This window comes from Stenotrophomonas sp., from assembly GCF_050737075.1.
In the GTDB taxonomy this organism is placed as follows: domain Bacteria; phylum Pseudomonadota; class Gammaproteobacteria; order Xanthomonadales; family Xanthomonadaceae; genus Stenotrophomonas.
Genome location: NZ_JBOHXV010000026.1, coordinates 33,516 through 47,903, shown reverse-complemented (window position 1 = coordinate 47,903; position 14,388 = coordinate 33,516). Strand labels below are relative to the sequence as shown.

Here is a 14,388-nt window from a genome sequence, read left to right as displayed (position 1 = left end):
GCCCATGCACCGCCTGGGCCGGCCAACGGCCGGCGCTACCACGCCTGATCCTGCGAATTCCCCTTCGCACGCCCCCCAGCCCCGCACGATCGCCCGATCGCCGCAGCCAGGAACGGCCTCCATCGCCTTTCCCTTCTTTCCTGCGGAGTTCCTCCATGAAGTCGTCCCACACCCTGCTCGCGCTGGCGGTTGCCGCCTGCCTGTCCGCCCCTGCGCATGCCGAAGCCCCCGCCGACGCCAGCACCCTCGATACCGTGCGCGTCCAGGCCGAACGCGCACGGCAGTCCAGCTCCGCCAACCAGAACGTCACCGTGCTCACCGCCGCCGATCTCGATGCCGAGATGGCCAACAGCATGGAAGAGGCCATCCGCTACATCCCTGGTGTCAGCATCGTGGACATGGGGCGCTTCGGCGACAACGGCTTCAACATCCGCGGCCTGGAAAGCGACCGCGTCGCGATCACCGTGGACGGCTTGAGCCTGGGCGAGTCGGTGGAAACCGCGCGCTCCTACGAGTTCTTCCGCGGGGGCCGCGGCGACGTGGACATCGACACGCTCAAGAGCCTGGCCGTGGTGAAGGGCGCCGATTCGATCAGCGCCGGCAGCGGCGCCCTCGGCGGCGCGGTGGTGTTCACCACCAAGGACCCGGCCGACTACCTCACCCCTACCGGCAACGACACCCACGTCGGCTTCAAGGCGGGCTACTCCGGCGCCAACGATGAGGCGATGGGCACCCTGACCTTCGCCAACCGCACCGGCATCGTTGAATCGATGCTGGTCTACACCCGCCGCGAAGGCCACGAGACCGAGTCGTACTACGACACCACCGTTGATCGCATCGGTGTCGGCCGGCGCACCCCGGACCCGGTCGACAGCACCCGCGACAACCTGCTGGGCAAGATCGACCTGCAATTGAACGACGCCAACACGCTGGGCGTCATGATCGAACGCGGCCGCGCCACCAACGACGTGGACAACCTGTCGCGCGTGTATGCACCGGGCTATCTGGAACGCCGCGGCCACGACAGCAACGACCGCGACCGCTATGGCGTGCGTTACGAGTGGCGCGCCAACAACGTGCTGTTCGACACTCTGGAGGCGCAGCTGGACCGCCAGGTCACCGACAGCCGCGGCATCACCACCATCCTGGCCGGCAGCGGGTGCCCGGGCGGCGCCATTCCCTGCCTGCGCAGCGAGAACCGCGCCACCAAGCAGACCCTGGACCGCGCCGCCGCCGATTTCACCAAGGTGTTCGCCACCGGCGCCGCCCAGCACGCGCTGGTGTACGGCCTGGCCTGGCAGCAGCGCGACGTGGACTTCACCGCCGTGGATACCCGCTGGAATGCCGCCGGTGCGGTGGCCAGCGTGGAAGTGGATCCGCGCCAGGTGCCCAAGACCGACGTGCAGAACTGGAACGTGTACCTGCGCGACAGCGTGCGCCTGTTCGACGAGCGGCTGATCCTGAGCGCCGGGGCGCGTTACGACCGCTACGATTATTCGCCGCAGGTGGATGCCACCTTCGTGGACCGTACCGGCACCGTGCGCGATGTGTCGTTCGCCTCGCCGAGCTGGCAGGTGGGCGCCGAGTTCCGCTTCCTGCCGGACCATGCGCTGTGGGCGCAGGTGGGCCGCGGCTTCCGCGCGCCGTCGGTGGCCGACATGTATTCGCCGACCAGCACCACCACGCTCATCAACGCGCAGAACGGGCAACCGCTGGTGTTCAACGACACCGTGTCCAACCCGGACCTGTCGGCGGAAAAGAGCCTCAACGTGGAGCTGGGCTACCGCTGGAGCACCGAGCGCGCGCAGCTGGGCCTGTCGGTGTTCCGCGACCGCTATGACAACTTCATCGAATACAGCAACCTGATGCAGTCCATCCCCGGCGGCTTCCGCACCACCGCCACCGGCCCCATCCTGTACCAGCGCGCCTACACCATGCCGACCAATGCCGGCGAAGTGACCGTGAAGGGCGTGGAGCTGGAAGGCCGCTGGCAGATCAGCGATGCGTGGTCCACGCGCCTGGCCGCCTCCTACAGCGAAGGCGAGAAGCGCAATGGCGACCCGCTGGAGAGCATCGTGCCGGCCAGCGCCGTGCTCGGCGTGCGCTACGCGCCCTCGCCGGTGTGGAACGTCACCGCCGCGGTCACCCACGCGGTGGCCAAGCATGCCGACGACGCGTACACCACCGCAGCCAACGGCACGGTCACCACCCCGGCGTTCGTCGATAAGGCCGACGGTTACACCGTGCTGGACCTCTACGGCAGCTGGAACATCACCCCGCAGTGGCGGCTCAGCGCCGGCATCTACAACCTCACCGACCGCGAGTACTACCTGTGGCAGCGCGTGCGTACCGTCAACAAGGGCACCAACACGCTGTACGGCTACGTCAACGATGACGGCATCGGGCGTTACAGCGAGCCGGGCCGGAACGCGCGGATGACCGTGGCGTACAGCTGGTAAACGGCGGCCACAAAAAAGGGCGACGCATTGCGTCGCCCTTTTCACTGTGCAGCCGGTGAAGCGATCAGCCGGCGCGGTTGCCGCCGCCCGGACCGCGACCGCCACCACCGCCGCCACGGCGCTGGCCCGACGGCGCACCGCCGCGCGGGGCACCGTTGCCGGCACCACGGCTCGCACCGCGACCGGCACCGTCACGCTGGCCGCCGCCGGTCTTGGCACCGGCATGGGCGTGGCGCGGGGCCTCGCCATGCGGACGGCGTGCGTGCTTGCGCGGCGTACGATCGCCACCCGGCACTTCCGCCTTGCCCGGCGCGCTGTTGCCCCAGCGGATCGGGGTCTGCGGCTCGAAGCCCGGCACATCGCGGATGTCCAGGTCCTTGTCCAGCAGGCGCACGATCTGGCGCAGCAGCTTGGCCTCGTCCTGGGCCACCAGCGAAATCGCCTGGCCGGTGGAGCCATTACGGCCGGTACGGCCGATGCGGTGCACGTAATCCTCGGCCACCATCGGCAGGTCGTAGTTGATGACCTTCGGCAGTTCGTTGATGTCGATACCGCGCGCGGCGATGTCGGTGGCCACCAGCACGGTCACGCGGCCGGCCTTGAAGTCACCCAGCGCACGCAGGCGCTGGCCCTGGCTCTTGTTGCCATGGATGGCCGCGGTCTTGATGCCGGACTTGTCCAGGAACATGGCCAGCTTGTCGCAGCCGTGCTTGGTACGGCCGAACACCAGGGTCTGCTCGCGGCTGTCCTGGGCCAGCAGGTGCAGCAGCAGCTCGCGCTTGCGCGCGCCATCGACCGGGTGCACGCGGTGGGTGATGGACTCGGCAACGGTGTTCTTCGGCGTGACCTGGATCTGTTCCGGGTCGCGCATGAACTCCAGCGCCAGCTGCTTGATGCTTTCCTCGAAGGTGGCCGAGAACAGCAGGGTCTGGCGGTTCTGGCGCGGCAGCTTGGCGAGGATCTTCTTGATCGACGGCAGGAAGCCCATGTCGAGCATGCGGTCGGCTTCGTCCAGCACCAGGATTTCGATGCCCGACAGGTCGACGCTGCGACGCTCCAGGTGGTCGATCAGGCGGCCCGGGCAGGCCACCAGCAGGTCCACGCCACGGCGCAGCACGTCGAACTGGTTGCCCATGCCGACGCCGCCGTAGATGCAGGCGCTCGGAATGCGCAGGTACTTGCTGTAGCCGCGCAGGCTGTCATGCACCTGGGTGGCCAGTTCACGGGTCGGGGTCAGCACCAGCGCACGCGGCTTGCGCGGGCCGTTCACGGCCTGCGGGTTGGTGCCCAGGTGCTGCAGCAGCGGCAGGCCGAAGGCGGCGGTCTTGCCGGTACCGGTCTGTGCACCGGCCAGCAGGTCGCGACCGTCCAGGGCGAGCGGAATCGCCTGCTCCTGGATCGGGGTCGGGTTTTCATAGCCCTGCTCGGCCAACGCGCGCAGCAGGAACGGGGCCAGGCCCAGGTTTTCAAAAGACATCGGGTGGAAGCTCCAAAGACGAAGTAACGCCAGGCCGAATGGCCGGACGCGAGGCAGATCAAAAGTGATCGGCTGACTCGGAGCGTTCCCGTAAACCGCGCTGCGAGAATTGGGTTCAGCCGGCGCGGTGCGCAGACTGGAATGCATGACGAATGGCGTCGGAGTGGGGGCGGGCGAGGGACGGAAATCCCGGTCGCCGGCGATCCCGAAGGGAAACGGACGGCCGCTGCAGACCCCGGCATTGTAGCGGAAGCGAGCGAACAAGGCCAAATCCCCCGTTCAGGTTCACCGGGCGACCCCAGACGTATCCATGACTCCCCGGAGCCCGTAGCAATTCGTGGCGGCCGGCCCCAGCCGGACGACCTTGGCAAGCAACCACGCCAGCATCATTCGGATGGTTTATGTTCGTTCTGCCGCAATGCACCTTGGCACCACCGCGCATTTGGTTACACTCGAAACCTATTTTTCTGCGATCCCGGATACCCACCCATGAAGCTTGGTTCTTTGAAGGAAGGCGGCCGCGACGGCACCCTGATCGTGGTCTCGCGCGACCTGCGCCATGGCGTGCGCGCCACCGGGATTGCGGCGACGCTGCAGCAGGCGCTGGAAGACTGGAGCCACCTGGCGCCGCGCCTGAACGCCCTGTCCGAATCGCTCAACGACGGCAGCGCCGACGGCGTGTTCGACATCGACCTGCAGGCGCTCGCCGCGCCGCTGCCGCGTTCCTATGAATTCGTCGACGGCAGCGCCTACCTGCCGCACGTCGAGCGCGTGCGCCGCGCCCGTGGCGCCGAAGTGCCGGAAAGCTTCTACACCGACCCGCTGATGTACCAGGCCACCAGCGCCGGCTTCCATGGTCCGCGCGATGCGGTGAAGGTCATCAGCGAGGAATACGGCATCGACCTGGAGGCCGAACTGGTGGTCATCACCGACGACGTGCCCATGGCGGTCACCGCCGAGCAGGCCGCCGGCCACATCCAGCTGGTGGGCCTGGTCAACGACGTCTCGCTGCGCAACCTGATTCCGGGCGAACTGGCCAAGGGCTTCGGCTTCCTGCAGTCCAAGCCGCGCTCGGCGCTGTCGCCGGTGTTCGTCACCCCCGACGAACTGGGCGAGGCCTGGCAGGACAGCAAGGTGCACCTGCCGCTGGTGACCCACGTCAACGGCGCCTGGTTCGGCGCGCCGGAAGCGGGCGTGGACATGCAGTTCAACTTCGCCCAGCTGGTCGCGCATGCGGCAAAGACCCGTCCGCTGGGCGCCGGCGCCATCGTCGGCTCGGGCACCATCGCCAACGAAGACACCAGCAAGGGCGCCTCCTGCTTCGCCGAACTGCGCACCGTGGAAACCCTGCGCGACGGCAAGCCGAGCACGCCGTTCATGTCCTTTGGCGACGTGGTGCGCATCGAGATGTTCAATGCGGCCGGTGAGAGCATCTTCGGTGCGATCGAACAGCGCATCGAACAGGCCCAGCGGCCCTGAGCGCCGCCATGAACGTGCCCGCGGACCGGATCGAGCTGTTCAGCTACTGGCGCTCCAGTGCGGCCTACCGCGTGCGCATCGGCTTGAAGCTGAAGGGGCTGGAACACGAGATCACCCCGGTGCATCTGGTTCGCGACGGCGGCCAGCAGCACAGCGAGGGCTATGCGGCACTCAACCCGCAGGAACTGGTGCCCACGCTGTGCCACGGCGAGCGCGTGCTGCACCAGTCCATGGCGATCCTGGAGTACCTCGACGAGGTGTTCCTCGATCCGCCGCTGCTGCCCGACGACGCGCCCGGCCGTGCGCGCGTGCGCGCGTTGGCCCAGCTGGTGGCGTGCGACATCCACCCGCTCAACAACCTGCGGGTGATGCAGTTCTTCAGTGACACCTGGAACGTGCCGCAACCGGAGCGCGAAGACTGGACCCGGCACTGGATGCGGGTGGGCTTCGACGCCATGGAGCGCATGCTGGTGGAGTCGGTCGAGACAGGCCGCTTCTGCCACGGCGACAGCCCGACCCTGGCCGACTGCTGCCTGGTGCCGCAGCTGTACAACGCGCGGCGCTTCAACGTGGACATGACGCCGTATCCGACGCTGGCGCGGATTGATGAAGCGTGTTTGGCGTTGCCGGCATTCGATGCGGCGCGGCCGGAAAACCAGGCCGACGCCACGTAACCGGTAGGTATCGACCGTTGGTCGATACCCCCATCAATCAAAACCCGTGCGTGATCGCGGCCGGCGTTGCCGCCGAATAATCCGCATACGGGTCGTGCTCGCCGCTGCCGCCTTCGGAGAGGCGGAACTTCAGGGCAAGGCCATCGCGCGAATCGGCCGCACGCAGCGCCTCTTCCTGCTCGATGATGCCGTTCTTGGCCATCCGGAACAGGCACTGGTCGAAGCTCTCCATGCCTTCTTCCAGCGAGGCCTCCATCGCCGCCTTGATCTCGTGCACCTGGCCGCGGCGCAGCAGGTCGCGGATCATCGGGGTGTTGATCAACACCTCGGTGGCCGGCAGCCGGCGCCCGTCCTGGCCCTTGACCAGGCGCTGGGAAACGACCGCGCGCAGGTTCAGTGACAGGTTCATCAGCACGTTGCGGTGCGCGCTCTCGGGGAAGAAGTTGAGAATGCGCTCGATCGTCTGGTCGGCGTTGTTGGAGTGCAGCGTGGCCAGGCACAGGTGGCCGGTTTCGGCGAAGGCGATGGCGGCCTCCATCGTTTCGGCATCCAGGATTTCGCCGATCAGGATCACGTCCGGCGCTTCACGCATCGCGTTCTTCAGCGCGTTGTGGAAGGCGTGGGTATCCAGGCCGACCTCACGCTGGTTCACGATCGACATCTTGTGCTTGTGCAGGTACTCGATCGGGTCCTCGATGGTGAGGATGTGCCCGGTCGTGGTGCTGTTGCGGTGGTCGATCATCGAGGCCAGCGAGGTCGACTTGCCCGAGCCGGTCGAGCCCACCACCAGCACCAGCCCGCGCGGGGTCATGATGACGTCCTTCAGGACCTGGGGCAGGTTGAGCTCTTCGATGGTGGGAATCTTGCTGCGGATCGCACGGATCACCATGCCCACTTCGCCGCGCTGCTTGAACACGTTGACGCGGAAGCGTCCCGCGTCGGGCAGGGCGATGGCCATGTTGAGCTCAAGATCGCGCTCGAACTGGGGCACCTGGCCCTCGTCCATCAGCGAATAGGCGATTTTCTTGACCATCCCGGGCGGGAGGCCAGTGTTGCCCAGCGGGTAAAGCTTGCCTTCGATCTTGATGTACACCGGGGCTCCGGTGGTCAAGAACATGTCCGAAGCGTTCTTTTCGGTCATCAGCTTCAGGAAATAGCCGATATCCATGCGAAATGTTTCCCCAACAATCGGCGACATGCCATTGCAAGCACGCCGCAGGCTTCCGACAATGGCCGCGCACCTTCTTCAGGCGAACGGCACCCCCAATGAATCCTAGCTTCGCACAAATGCGGCGTACCCCGTATGTAGTTTTGACGAGTTGCGTGATGGCGTGCGCATTCGCACTGGCCGGCCCGGCCCTGGCCCAGGACGGCGCGCTTGAGCTCATGCAGGCCCGCCAAGCCGTGGACAAGGCCACCCAGGCCGACGCCGACCAGTACGCCCCGGACCTGATCGCCGTGGCACGGCAAGGCCTGGAGCAGGCCCAGCGCGCCGCCGGCGACCGCCGCGAGCGCAAGAACGCGCCGGGCATGGCCCTGCGCGCGGCCGCCGACGCCGACCTGGCCCGGGCCCGCAGCGAGGAAGCCACCGCGACCGCCCAGCTGCAGCTGCGCCGCAACGAGGTGACCCAGCTCGAACGCCAGCTGGCCGCCGGGGAGAATGGCCGATGAAAACGACCGCCCTGCGCCTGTCGCCCCTGCTGCTCGCCGCCGGCCTGGCCCTGGCCCCGCTGGCTGGCGCCGCCGAAGACCCGGCCGTCGCCCAGCTCACCCAGCGCCTGATGGCGATCCAGGCCAACCCGGACACCACCGAACTGGCCGCCTATGAGCGCCTGCAGGCCCAGCAGGCCGTGGCCGAGCTGGCCAAGGCCAAGCGCCGCGACCAGGACCAGGCCCGCTACCTGGCCGACCGCCGGGTCGAGATCGCCGAGACCAGCGTGCGCGCCGGCCTGGCCAAGCGCGAGGTGACCACGCTCGAGCGCACCCGCAGCGACCTGCTGATCGAAGCCAACCGCCGCGACGCCCAGCGTGCCCGCCAGGAGATCGAGCGCCTGCGCACGCAGGCCCAGATCCAGGCCGAGGAGTCCGAGCGCCTGCGGCTGGCGGCCGAACAGGAGGCCTTGGCCCGCCAGGACGCCGAAACCGCGCTGACCAGCGTGGCCGGCAAGCAGACCGCGCGGCTCAGTGCGGCCCAGCAGAACGCGGCCAAGCTGGCGCGCGAAGAGGCCGAACTGGTCTCGGGGAGCAAGCTGCCGGGCTCGAAGTTCGACACCCGCGGCGAAGTGTTCACCTTCGGTGGCGATGCCTTCGCCAGCGGCAAGGGCGCCCTGTCGGGCGGTGCCAAGGGCCAGGCGAAGGCCTTGGCCGAGTATCTGAACATCGGTAAGAAGGGCCGGGTCCGGATCGAGGCCTACGATGCCGCGGCCGCTGTAGGGCAGCAGCGGGCCGAGGCACTGCGCGACGCGCTGGTCGCCGCCGGTGTGAGCAGCAGCCGCCTGCAGGTCAGTGGCAAGAAGGCGGCGGCAACCAAGGCGCGGTCGGCCGAGGTGATCATCGCGCCGTGAGATGGCCCGATCGTTGCGATGGGCGGTAGGTCACGACCGTTGGTCGTGACTGCGTCCGAATGACGCAACCCTCTGTTTTTGTTTAAATTTCGTTGAAGTGCGTGTTCAGCCTGAACCCCGACTGGAGCGCACCGGCGATTTCAAACGAAACCCTTGAACCAGCCCTTGGGCAGGCGTAGGGTCGATTGTCCGGGTTGCCTTCCGCGACCCGGACGATTGGAGGGCCGGGCCGATGTACCGAGGGCACGCACCAGAGCAGTCAGCAGTCCGGGCAGTCCCGGCTGTGGGTCTGGGCATGCCAGCGGCGGTGGACGCCGGCGCTCCTCCCGAAGCAACGCCCCGTGCCGTTCCGGCCGGGGCGTTCTTGTTTGTGCAGTAAACGCGATAGGAGGTTCATCATGTTTGAAGGTCAGCCCCAGAGTGAAATCGACGCACGCCGCAAGCGTGACCCGGAATTCAAGGCGCTTTACGAACGGCACCAGAAGTTGAACAAGAAGTGTATGGATGCCGAACTGGGCGTACTTCCGATAGCGAGTTCCACCCTGGGCCAGATGAAACTTGAGAAACTCGATACGAAGCGGAAGCTGGAAAGGTTGTACGCCTCCCCCCTGAACTGAAAACCCTGGGTGCCGACCAACGGTCGGCACCTACCGTGAACGTGCCGGCCAAGGTCGGTACCCGCCGTTGAAGTGCCGACCCGCGGTCGGCACGTGCCGCCAAACGCCGCAGGCGGCGTCCGTCTCCTCGTCGACGGGCGCCGTCCGCGGCGCTTTCTTTTGCGGAGCGGTCTGATAGACACGCATGGCGTGTCTCTACCATCTGTCGGATAATCGGGGGTCCGGCCGCATTGCGGCGCGAACCGATGTGACCCGATGGCAATCCATTCCTCCGTACTCGAACTCATTGGCAAGACCCCGATCGTCAAGGCCCAGCGTCTGGATACCGGTGTCTGCGAGCTGTATCTGAAGCTCGAAAGCGCCAATCCCGGGGGATCCATCAAGGACCGCATCGGCCTGTCGATGATCGAAGCCGCCGAACAGCGGGGCGACCTCAAGCCGGGCGCGACCCTGGTGGAAGGCACCGCCGGCAACACCGGCCTGGGCCTGGCCCTGGTCGCCCAGCAGAAGGGCTACAAGCTGATCCTGGTCGTGCCGGACAAGATGAGCCGCGAGAAGATCTTCAATCTCAAGGCGATGGGCGCCGAAGTGCGGCTGACCCGTTCCGACGTGGCCAAGGGCCACCCGGAGTACTACCAGGACATGGCCCAGCGGGTGGCCGAAGAAACCCCCGGCGCCTACTTCATCAATCAGTTCGGCAACCCGGACAACCCGGCCGCCCACGAGTTCGGCACCGGCCCGGAGATCCTGGAGCAGATGGACGGCGACCTGGACGCCATCGTGTTCGGCTGCGGCAGCTCCGGCACCATGACCGGCCTGTCGCGCGCCTTCGCCACCCTGTCGCCGAAGACCGAGCTGGTGCTGGCCGACCCGGTCGGCTCGATCCTGGCCGAGTACATCAATGATGGCGTGCTCAACGACAAGTCGGGCAGCTGGCTGGTCGAAGGCATCGGCGAAGACTTCCTGCCGTCCATCGCGGACTTCAGCCGGGTCACCAAGGCCTATGCCATCACCGACGCGGAAAGCTTCCACACCGCGCGTGCGCTGCTGGGCAAGGAAGGCATCCTCGGCGGCTCCTCCACCGGCACCCTGCTGGCGGCGGCGCTGAAGTACTGCCAGGAACAGACCACCCCCAAGAAGGTGCTGGTGCTGGTCTGCGACACCGGCAACAAGTACCTGTCCAAGATGTACAACGACTACTGGATGCTGGACAACGGCTTCCTGGAGCGCCCGCAGACCGGCGACCTGCGCGACCTGATCCTGCGCCCATACGGCCAGCGCGACACCGTCGTGATCGGCCCGAACGATCTGCTGACCACCGCCTACCAGCGCATGAAGCTGTACGACGTCTCGCAGCTGCCGGTGATGGACGGCGACCAGCTGGTCGGCATCGTGGACGAAAGCGACGTGCTGCTGCATGTCTATGGCGACGAATCGCGCTTCCGCGACAAGGTCGCTACCGCCATGGTCAGCAAGCTGGACCGCCTGGACGTGAAGTCCCCCATCGAGGCGCTGCTGCCGGTGTTCGACCGCGGCCAGGTGGCCATCATCATGGACGGCACCAGTTTCCTGGGGCTGATTACCCGGATCGACCTGCTGAACTACCTGCGCCGTCGGGTGCAATAAAGGCAAGATGGTCGACGTTCGGCTCTGAACCTGCGTTTATCCGCGTCAACGGGCGATTAAGCCGCCGCTGATAGACTTCCGCTCCTTTTGTGGGAGCCCCAATCGGGGCTTCCAATTGCTGGGATATAGACATGTCCGACCACGCATCCTCCGGGCACAACGACCGTGTACTCGCGCTGGCCACCCTGGCCATCCATGGCGGGCAGTCGCCGGACCCGAGCACCGGCGCGGTGATGCCGCCGATCTACGCGACTTCCACCTACGCCCAGTCCAGCCCCGGCGAGCACCAGGGCTTCGAGTACTCGCGCACCCACAACCCGACCCGTTTCGCCTATGAGCGTTGCGTGGCCTCGCTCGAAGGCGGCAGCCGCGGCTACGCCTTCGCTTCGGGCATGGCCGCCACTTCCACCGTAATGGAGCTGCTGGACGCCGGCAGCCACGTCGTGGCCATGGACGACATCTACGGCGGCACGTTCCGTCTGTTCGAGCGCGTGCGCAAGCGCACCGCCGGCCTGCAGTTCAGCTTCGTCGACCTGACCGATCTGGCTGCCCTCGAGGCGGCGATCACCCCGCAGACGAAGATGGTCTGGATCGAGACGCCGACCAACCCGATGCTGAAGATCGTGGACATCGCCGCGGTTGCCGCCATCGCCAAGCGCCATGGCCTGCTGGTGGTGGTGGACAACACCTTCGCCTCGCCGATGCTGCAGCGCCCGCTGGAACTGGGTGCGGACCTGGTCCTGCACTCGGCCACCAAGTATCTCAATGGCCATTCCGACATGGTCGGCGGCATGGTGGTGGTGGGCGACAACGCCGAGCTGGCCGAGCAGATGGCCTTCCTGCAGAACTCCATCGGCGCCGTGCAGGGGCCGTTCGACAGCTTCCTGGCGCTGCGTGGCCTGAAGACCCTGCCGCTACGCATGAAGGCGCATTGCGCCAATGCGCTGGCCCTGGCCCAGTGGCTGGAGAAGCACCCGGCCGTGGAAAAGGTGATCTACCCGGGTCTGGTTTCGCACCCGCAGCACGAACTGGCCACGCGCCAGATGAACGGCTACGGCGGCATCGTTTCGATCGTGCTCAAGGGCGGTTTCGAGGCAGCCAAGCGCTTCTGCGAGAAAACCGAACTGTTCACCCTGGCCGAATCGCTCGGCGGCGTGGAAAGCCTGGTCAACCACCCGGCGGTGATGACGCATGCCTCCATTCCGGTGGAACGCCGCAACCAGCTGGGCATCAGTGATGCGCTGGTGCGGTTGAGCGTGGGCGTTGAGGACTTGGGGGACCTGCAGGTGGATCTGGAAAGGGCGTTGGGAGAGATGCGCTAAACATGAGCATTCTCTCGGTCTTCGGGAAGCATCGCTCGCTGGCGTTCGAGCTCACCCAGCGGGAAGTGCTGGGTCGCTATCGCGGTGCCAGTTTTGGTTTGCTGTGGTCGCTGATCAGCCCCTTCTTGATGCTCTTGGTCTACACCATGGCATTTGGTTACATCATGAAAGGAAGGTGGCCTGGTTCCACCGGGTCGACCACGGAGTTTGCGCTGATCCTGTTCGCCGGTTTGACCGTGCACGGTTTCTTCGCTGAGTGCTTCACCCGCGCGCCTCAGCTCATCGTCGGAAATACCAACTATGTAAAGCGGGTTGTGTTTCCACTCGACATCCTCGGGTGGAGCATGACGTTCTCCGCTTTGTTCCATCTGCTTATGAATATTGTCGTCCTTTTGCTGCTGCATCTTGCGGTGAAAGGCAGCATCCCAGCGACAGCGGTGCTTGTGCCAGTGGTGATTCTTCCATTGGTCATCCTCACGGTCGGCGTAGGTTGGATCGTCTCGGCGCTCGGTGTTTATCTGCGGGATATCGGACAGATCGCAGGTGTCATCGCGACTGCGATGCTGTTCCTGTCTTCGGCCATCGTCCCGCCGGAATCCGTGCCGGCGAGCTACCGCATCGTGTTCGAGCTCAACCCGCTGACGTTCATCATCAACCAGGTGCGCGAAGTCGTCATATGGGGGCGTCTGCCGGATTGGCAGGGATTGGGTATCTATGCGTTGATCGCCTGTCTGGTGGCGCTGGTGGGCCATCGCATCTTCAACAAATTGCGTGTGGGGTTCGCCGATGTGCTCTGACCATGTCGATTCAGATGTCGTGATCGACGTTCGCGGGGTGGGCAAGAGCTACCACATGTACGAGCGTCCTTCGCATCGCCTTTGGCAGGCTCTGGCTGGGAAGCGGAAATCGTTCTACAAGGATTTCTGGGCACTGCGTGAGGTGAGCTTCAGTGTGCGCAAGGGCCAAACCGTGGGCATCGTGGGTCGTAACGGATCCGGAAAATCCACCCTCTTGCAGATGATTGCCGGGACGCTCAACCCCACTGAGGGCTCGATCAAGGTAAATGGCCGGGTCGCCGCATTGCTGGAGCTCGGCAGTGGCTTCAATCCGGAATTCACTGGTCGCGAAAATGTCTTTCTCAATGCTGCCATCCTCGGGTTGTCCCGTGCGCAGGTCGAGCAGCGTCTGGACAAGATTCTGGCCTTTGCCGATATCGGTGAGTTCATCGATCAGCCGGTGCGCAGCTATTCCAGCGGCATGTCAGTGCGGTTGGCGTTTGCTGTGATTGCCCATGTGGATGCCGACATTCTGATCATCGATGAGGCATTGGCGGTGGGTGATGCATTCTTCTCGCAGAAGTGCATGCGCTTCCTCCGCGAGTTCCAGAAGAATGGCACATTGCTGTTCGTCAGCCACGACGCTGCCGCTGTCACCAATCTCTGCGAGAACGCCGTTTGGCTGCAGAACGGTCGCATGCGGCTGTCCGGTACCTCGCAGGAGGTCGTGGAGGCCTACATGACCGAACAGCATGTGGTTGGTCGGCGAGAGGTTGGGGGAGAGGAAATCGTCGTCGAGAAGAAGCAGCGCAAGGTCGCTGCCGACGGTCCGGATTTTCGGCATGAGCGCCTCCAGGAGGCAGGGGTCAGCAATCGCGTCGCATTGTTCGAGTTTGATCCGGACAATGTCGGGCAGGAGTTTGGCGCCAAGGGAGCGAGAATCATCGACGTGGCCATCAGGGGCACCGACGGGGCATCGCTGAGCCTGGTTGAGGGTGGCGAGCTGGTTACCCTGCAGATCTCGGTACGCCTGGAGCAGGCTCTCGAAAGCCTGATCATCGGCTTCTACGTCAAGGATCGTCTGGGACAGCGTCTGTTTGGCGACAACAGCTGGTTCGCGTGCAAAGACGCTCCAGTCGGTGGCGCTGAAGGGCAGACCGTACTGGCGTCGTTCGAGTTTCGGATGCCGGTACTGCCCTCGGGCTCTTACATGATCGATACCGCAGTAGCCTCAGGTGACCTGCATGACCACACACAGCAGCATTGGATCCATGATGCACTCGAATTCCGTGCGCTGGATGAGACGATGCGCTTTGGGCTGATTGGCATACCGATGCTGAACATCACGCTGCAGAACAATGATGCCTGAGCTGGCCAATGCGCCTGCAACAATC

General features: G+C 65.4%; 12 protein-coding genes. 10 read left to right on the top strand and 2 right to left on the bottom strand.

Going from position 1 to position 14,388, the window contains the following annotated elements:
- The first annotated feature begins 155 nt into the window (after nt 1-155).
- The gene (locus tag ACREPD_RS08785; RefSeq protein ID WP_431598965.1) at nt 156-2,459 is read left to right on the top strand and encodes a TonB-dependent hemoglobin/transferrin/lactoferrin family receptor; all 2,304 of its coding nucleotides are present in this window, start codon (nt 156-158) and stop codon (nt 2,457-2,459) included.
- A 64-nt stretch (nt 2,460-2,523) separates the two neighbouring features.
- Here ACREPD_RS08785 and ACREPD_RS08780 read toward each other — a convergent pair whose 3' ends face one another.
- On the bottom strand, nt 2,524-3,936 hold the full coding sequence (locus ACREPD_RS08780) for a DEAD/DEAH box helicase (RefSeq protein WP_431598964.1): 1,413 nt from the start codon (nt 3,934-3,936) through the stop codon (nt 2,524-2,526).
- A gap of 489 nt (nt 3,937-4,425) precedes the next feature.
- Between ACREPD_RS08780 and ACREPD_RS08775 the strand changes: the two genes are divergently transcribed.
- Both ACREPD_RS08775 and maiA read left to right on the top strand, forming a co-directional pair.
- A complete protein-coding gene (locus ACREPD_RS08775) occupies nt 4,426-5,415 on the top strand; it encodes a fumarylacetoacetate hydrolase family protein (RefSeq protein ID WP_431598963.1) in 990 nt (329 codons plus the stop codon).
- An 8-nt stretch (nt 5,416-5,423) separates the two neighbouring features.
- Nucleotides 5,424-6,089: a maleylacetoacetate isomerase gene (maiA, locus tag ACREPD_RS08770; RefSeq protein ID WP_431598962.1), complete on the top strand. Its 666-nt coding sequence runs from the start codon at nt 5,424-5,426 to the stop codon at nt 6,087-6,089.
- Nucleotides 6,090-6,126: 37 nt separating this feature from the next.
- Here the strand turns inward: maiA and ACREPD_RS08765 are convergent, their stop codons facing one another.
- Nucleotides 6,127-7,257, bottom strand: a complete 1,131-nt coding sequence (locus ACREPD_RS08765; RefSeq protein ID WP_431598961.1) for a PilT/PilU family type 4a pilus ATPase — start codon at nt 7,255-7,257, stop codon at nt 6,127-6,129.
- A gap of 98 nt (nt 7,258-7,355) precedes the next feature.
- Here ACREPD_RS08765 and ACREPD_RS08760 point away from each other — a divergent pair, with 98 nt between their 5' ends.
- The 7 genes from ACREPD_RS08760 (at nt 7,356) to ACREPD_RS08730 (ending at nt 14,363) form a co-directional block, all read left to right on the top strand.
- Nucleotides 7,356-7,760, top strand: a complete 405-nt coding sequence (locus ACREPD_RS08760) for a DUF4398 domain-containing protein (RefSeq protein ID WP_421569115.1) — start codon at nt 7,356-7,358, stop codon at nt 7,758-7,760.
- Nucleotides 7,757-8,653 (top strand): hypothetical protein, encoded by an 897-nt coding sequence (locus tag ACREPD_RS08755; protein ID WP_431598960.1) that lies wholly within the window; start codon nt 7,757-7,759, stop codon nt 8,651-8,653. The genes ACREPD_RS08760 and ACREPD_RS08755 overlap by 4 nt, the downstream gene beginning before the upstream one ends.
- Nucleotides 8,654-9,051: 398 nt before the next feature.
- Nucleotides 9,052-9,270 carry a YdcH family protein gene (locus ACREPD_RS08750; RefSeq protein ID WP_421569117.1) on the top strand — a complete coding sequence of 73 codons (219 nt, stop codon included), beginning with the start codon at nt 9,052-9,054 and terminating at the stop codon, nt 9,268-9,270.
- Nucleotides 9,271-9,525: 255 nt separating this feature from the next.
- Nucleotides 9,526-10,896: a pyridoxal-phosphate dependent enzyme gene (locus ACREPD_RS08745; RefSeq protein WP_431598959.1), complete on the top strand. Its 1,371-nt coding sequence runs from the start codon at nt 9,526-9,528 to the stop codon at nt 10,894-10,896.
- A gap of 131 nt (nt 10,897-11,027) precedes the next feature.
- Nucleotides 11,028-12,218 (top strand): cystathionine gamma-synthase, encoded by a 1,191-nt coding sequence (locus tag ACREPD_RS08740; protein ID WP_431598958.1) that lies wholly within the window; start codon nt 11,028-11,030, stop codon nt 12,216-12,218.
- A 2-nt stretch (nt 12,219-12,220) separates the two neighbouring features.
- Nucleotides 12,221-13,015 carry an ABC transporter permease gene (locus ACREPD_RS08735; protein WP_431598957.1) on the top strand — a complete coding sequence of 265 codons (795 nt, stop codon included), beginning with the start codon at nt 12,221-12,223 and terminating at the stop codon, nt 13,013-13,015.
- On the top strand, nt 13,005-14,363 hold the full coding sequence (locus tag ACREPD_RS08730; RefSeq protein WP_431598956.1) for an ABC transporter ATP-binding protein: 1,359 nt from the start codon (nt 13,005-13,007) through the stop codon (nt 14,361-14,363). Before ACREPD_RS08735 ends, ACREPD_RS08730 begins: the two co-directional genes overlap by 11 nt.
- The last annotated feature ends 25 nt before the right edge of the window (nt 14,364-14,388 follow it).

Bases quoted from the DNA above. Each gene is read 5' to 3' on its own strand.
- maiA (WP_431598962.1), top strand. From the start codon at position 5,424: ATGAACGTGCCCGCGGACCGGATCGAGCTGTTCAGCTACTGGCGCTCC.
- ACREPD_RS08780 (WP_431598964.1), bottom strand. From the start codon at position 3,936: ATGTCTTTTGAAAACCTGGGCCTGGCCCCGTTCCTGCTGCGCGCGTTG.
- ACREPD_RS08745 (WP_431598959.1), top strand. From the start codon at position 9,526: ATGGCAATCCATTCCTCCGTACTCGAACTCATTGGCAAGACCCCGATC.
- ACREPD_RS08785 (WP_431598965.1), top strand. From the start codon at position 156: ATGAAGTCGTCCCACACCCTGCTCGCGCTGGCGGTTGCCGCCTGCCTG.
- ACREPD_RS08775 (WP_431598963.1), top strand. From the start codon at position 4,426: ATGAAGCTTGGTTCTTTGAAGGAAGGCGGCCGCGACGGCACCCTGATC.
- ACREPD_RS08740 (WP_431598958.1), top strand. From the start codon at position 11,028: ATGTCCGACCACGCATCCTCCGGGCACAACGACCGTGTACTCGCGCTG.
- ACREPD_RS08755 (WP_431598960.1), top strand. From the start codon at position 7,757: ATGAAAACGACCGCCCTGCGCCTGTCGCCCCTGCTGCTCGCCGCCGGC.
- ACREPD_RS08760 (WP_421569115.1), top strand. From the start codon at position 7,356: ATGAATCCTAGCTTCGCACAAATGCGGCGTACCCCGTATGTAGTTTTG.
- ACREPD_RS08735 (WP_431598957.1), top strand. From the start codon at position 12,221: ATGAGCATTCTCTCGGTCTTCGGGAAGCATCGCTCGCTGGCGTTCGAG.
- ACREPD_RS08750 (WP_421569117.1), top strand. From the start codon at position 9,052: ATGTTTGAAGGTCAGCCCCAGAGTGAAATCGACGCACGCCGCAAGCGT.
- ACREPD_RS08765 (WP_431598961.1), bottom strand. From the start codon at position 7,257: ATGGATATCGGCTATTTCCTGAAGCTGATGACCGAAAAGAACGCTTCG.
- ACREPD_RS08730 (WP_431598956.1), top strand. From the start codon at position 13,005: ATGTGCTCTGACCATGTCGATTCAGATGTCGTGATCGACGTTCGCGGG.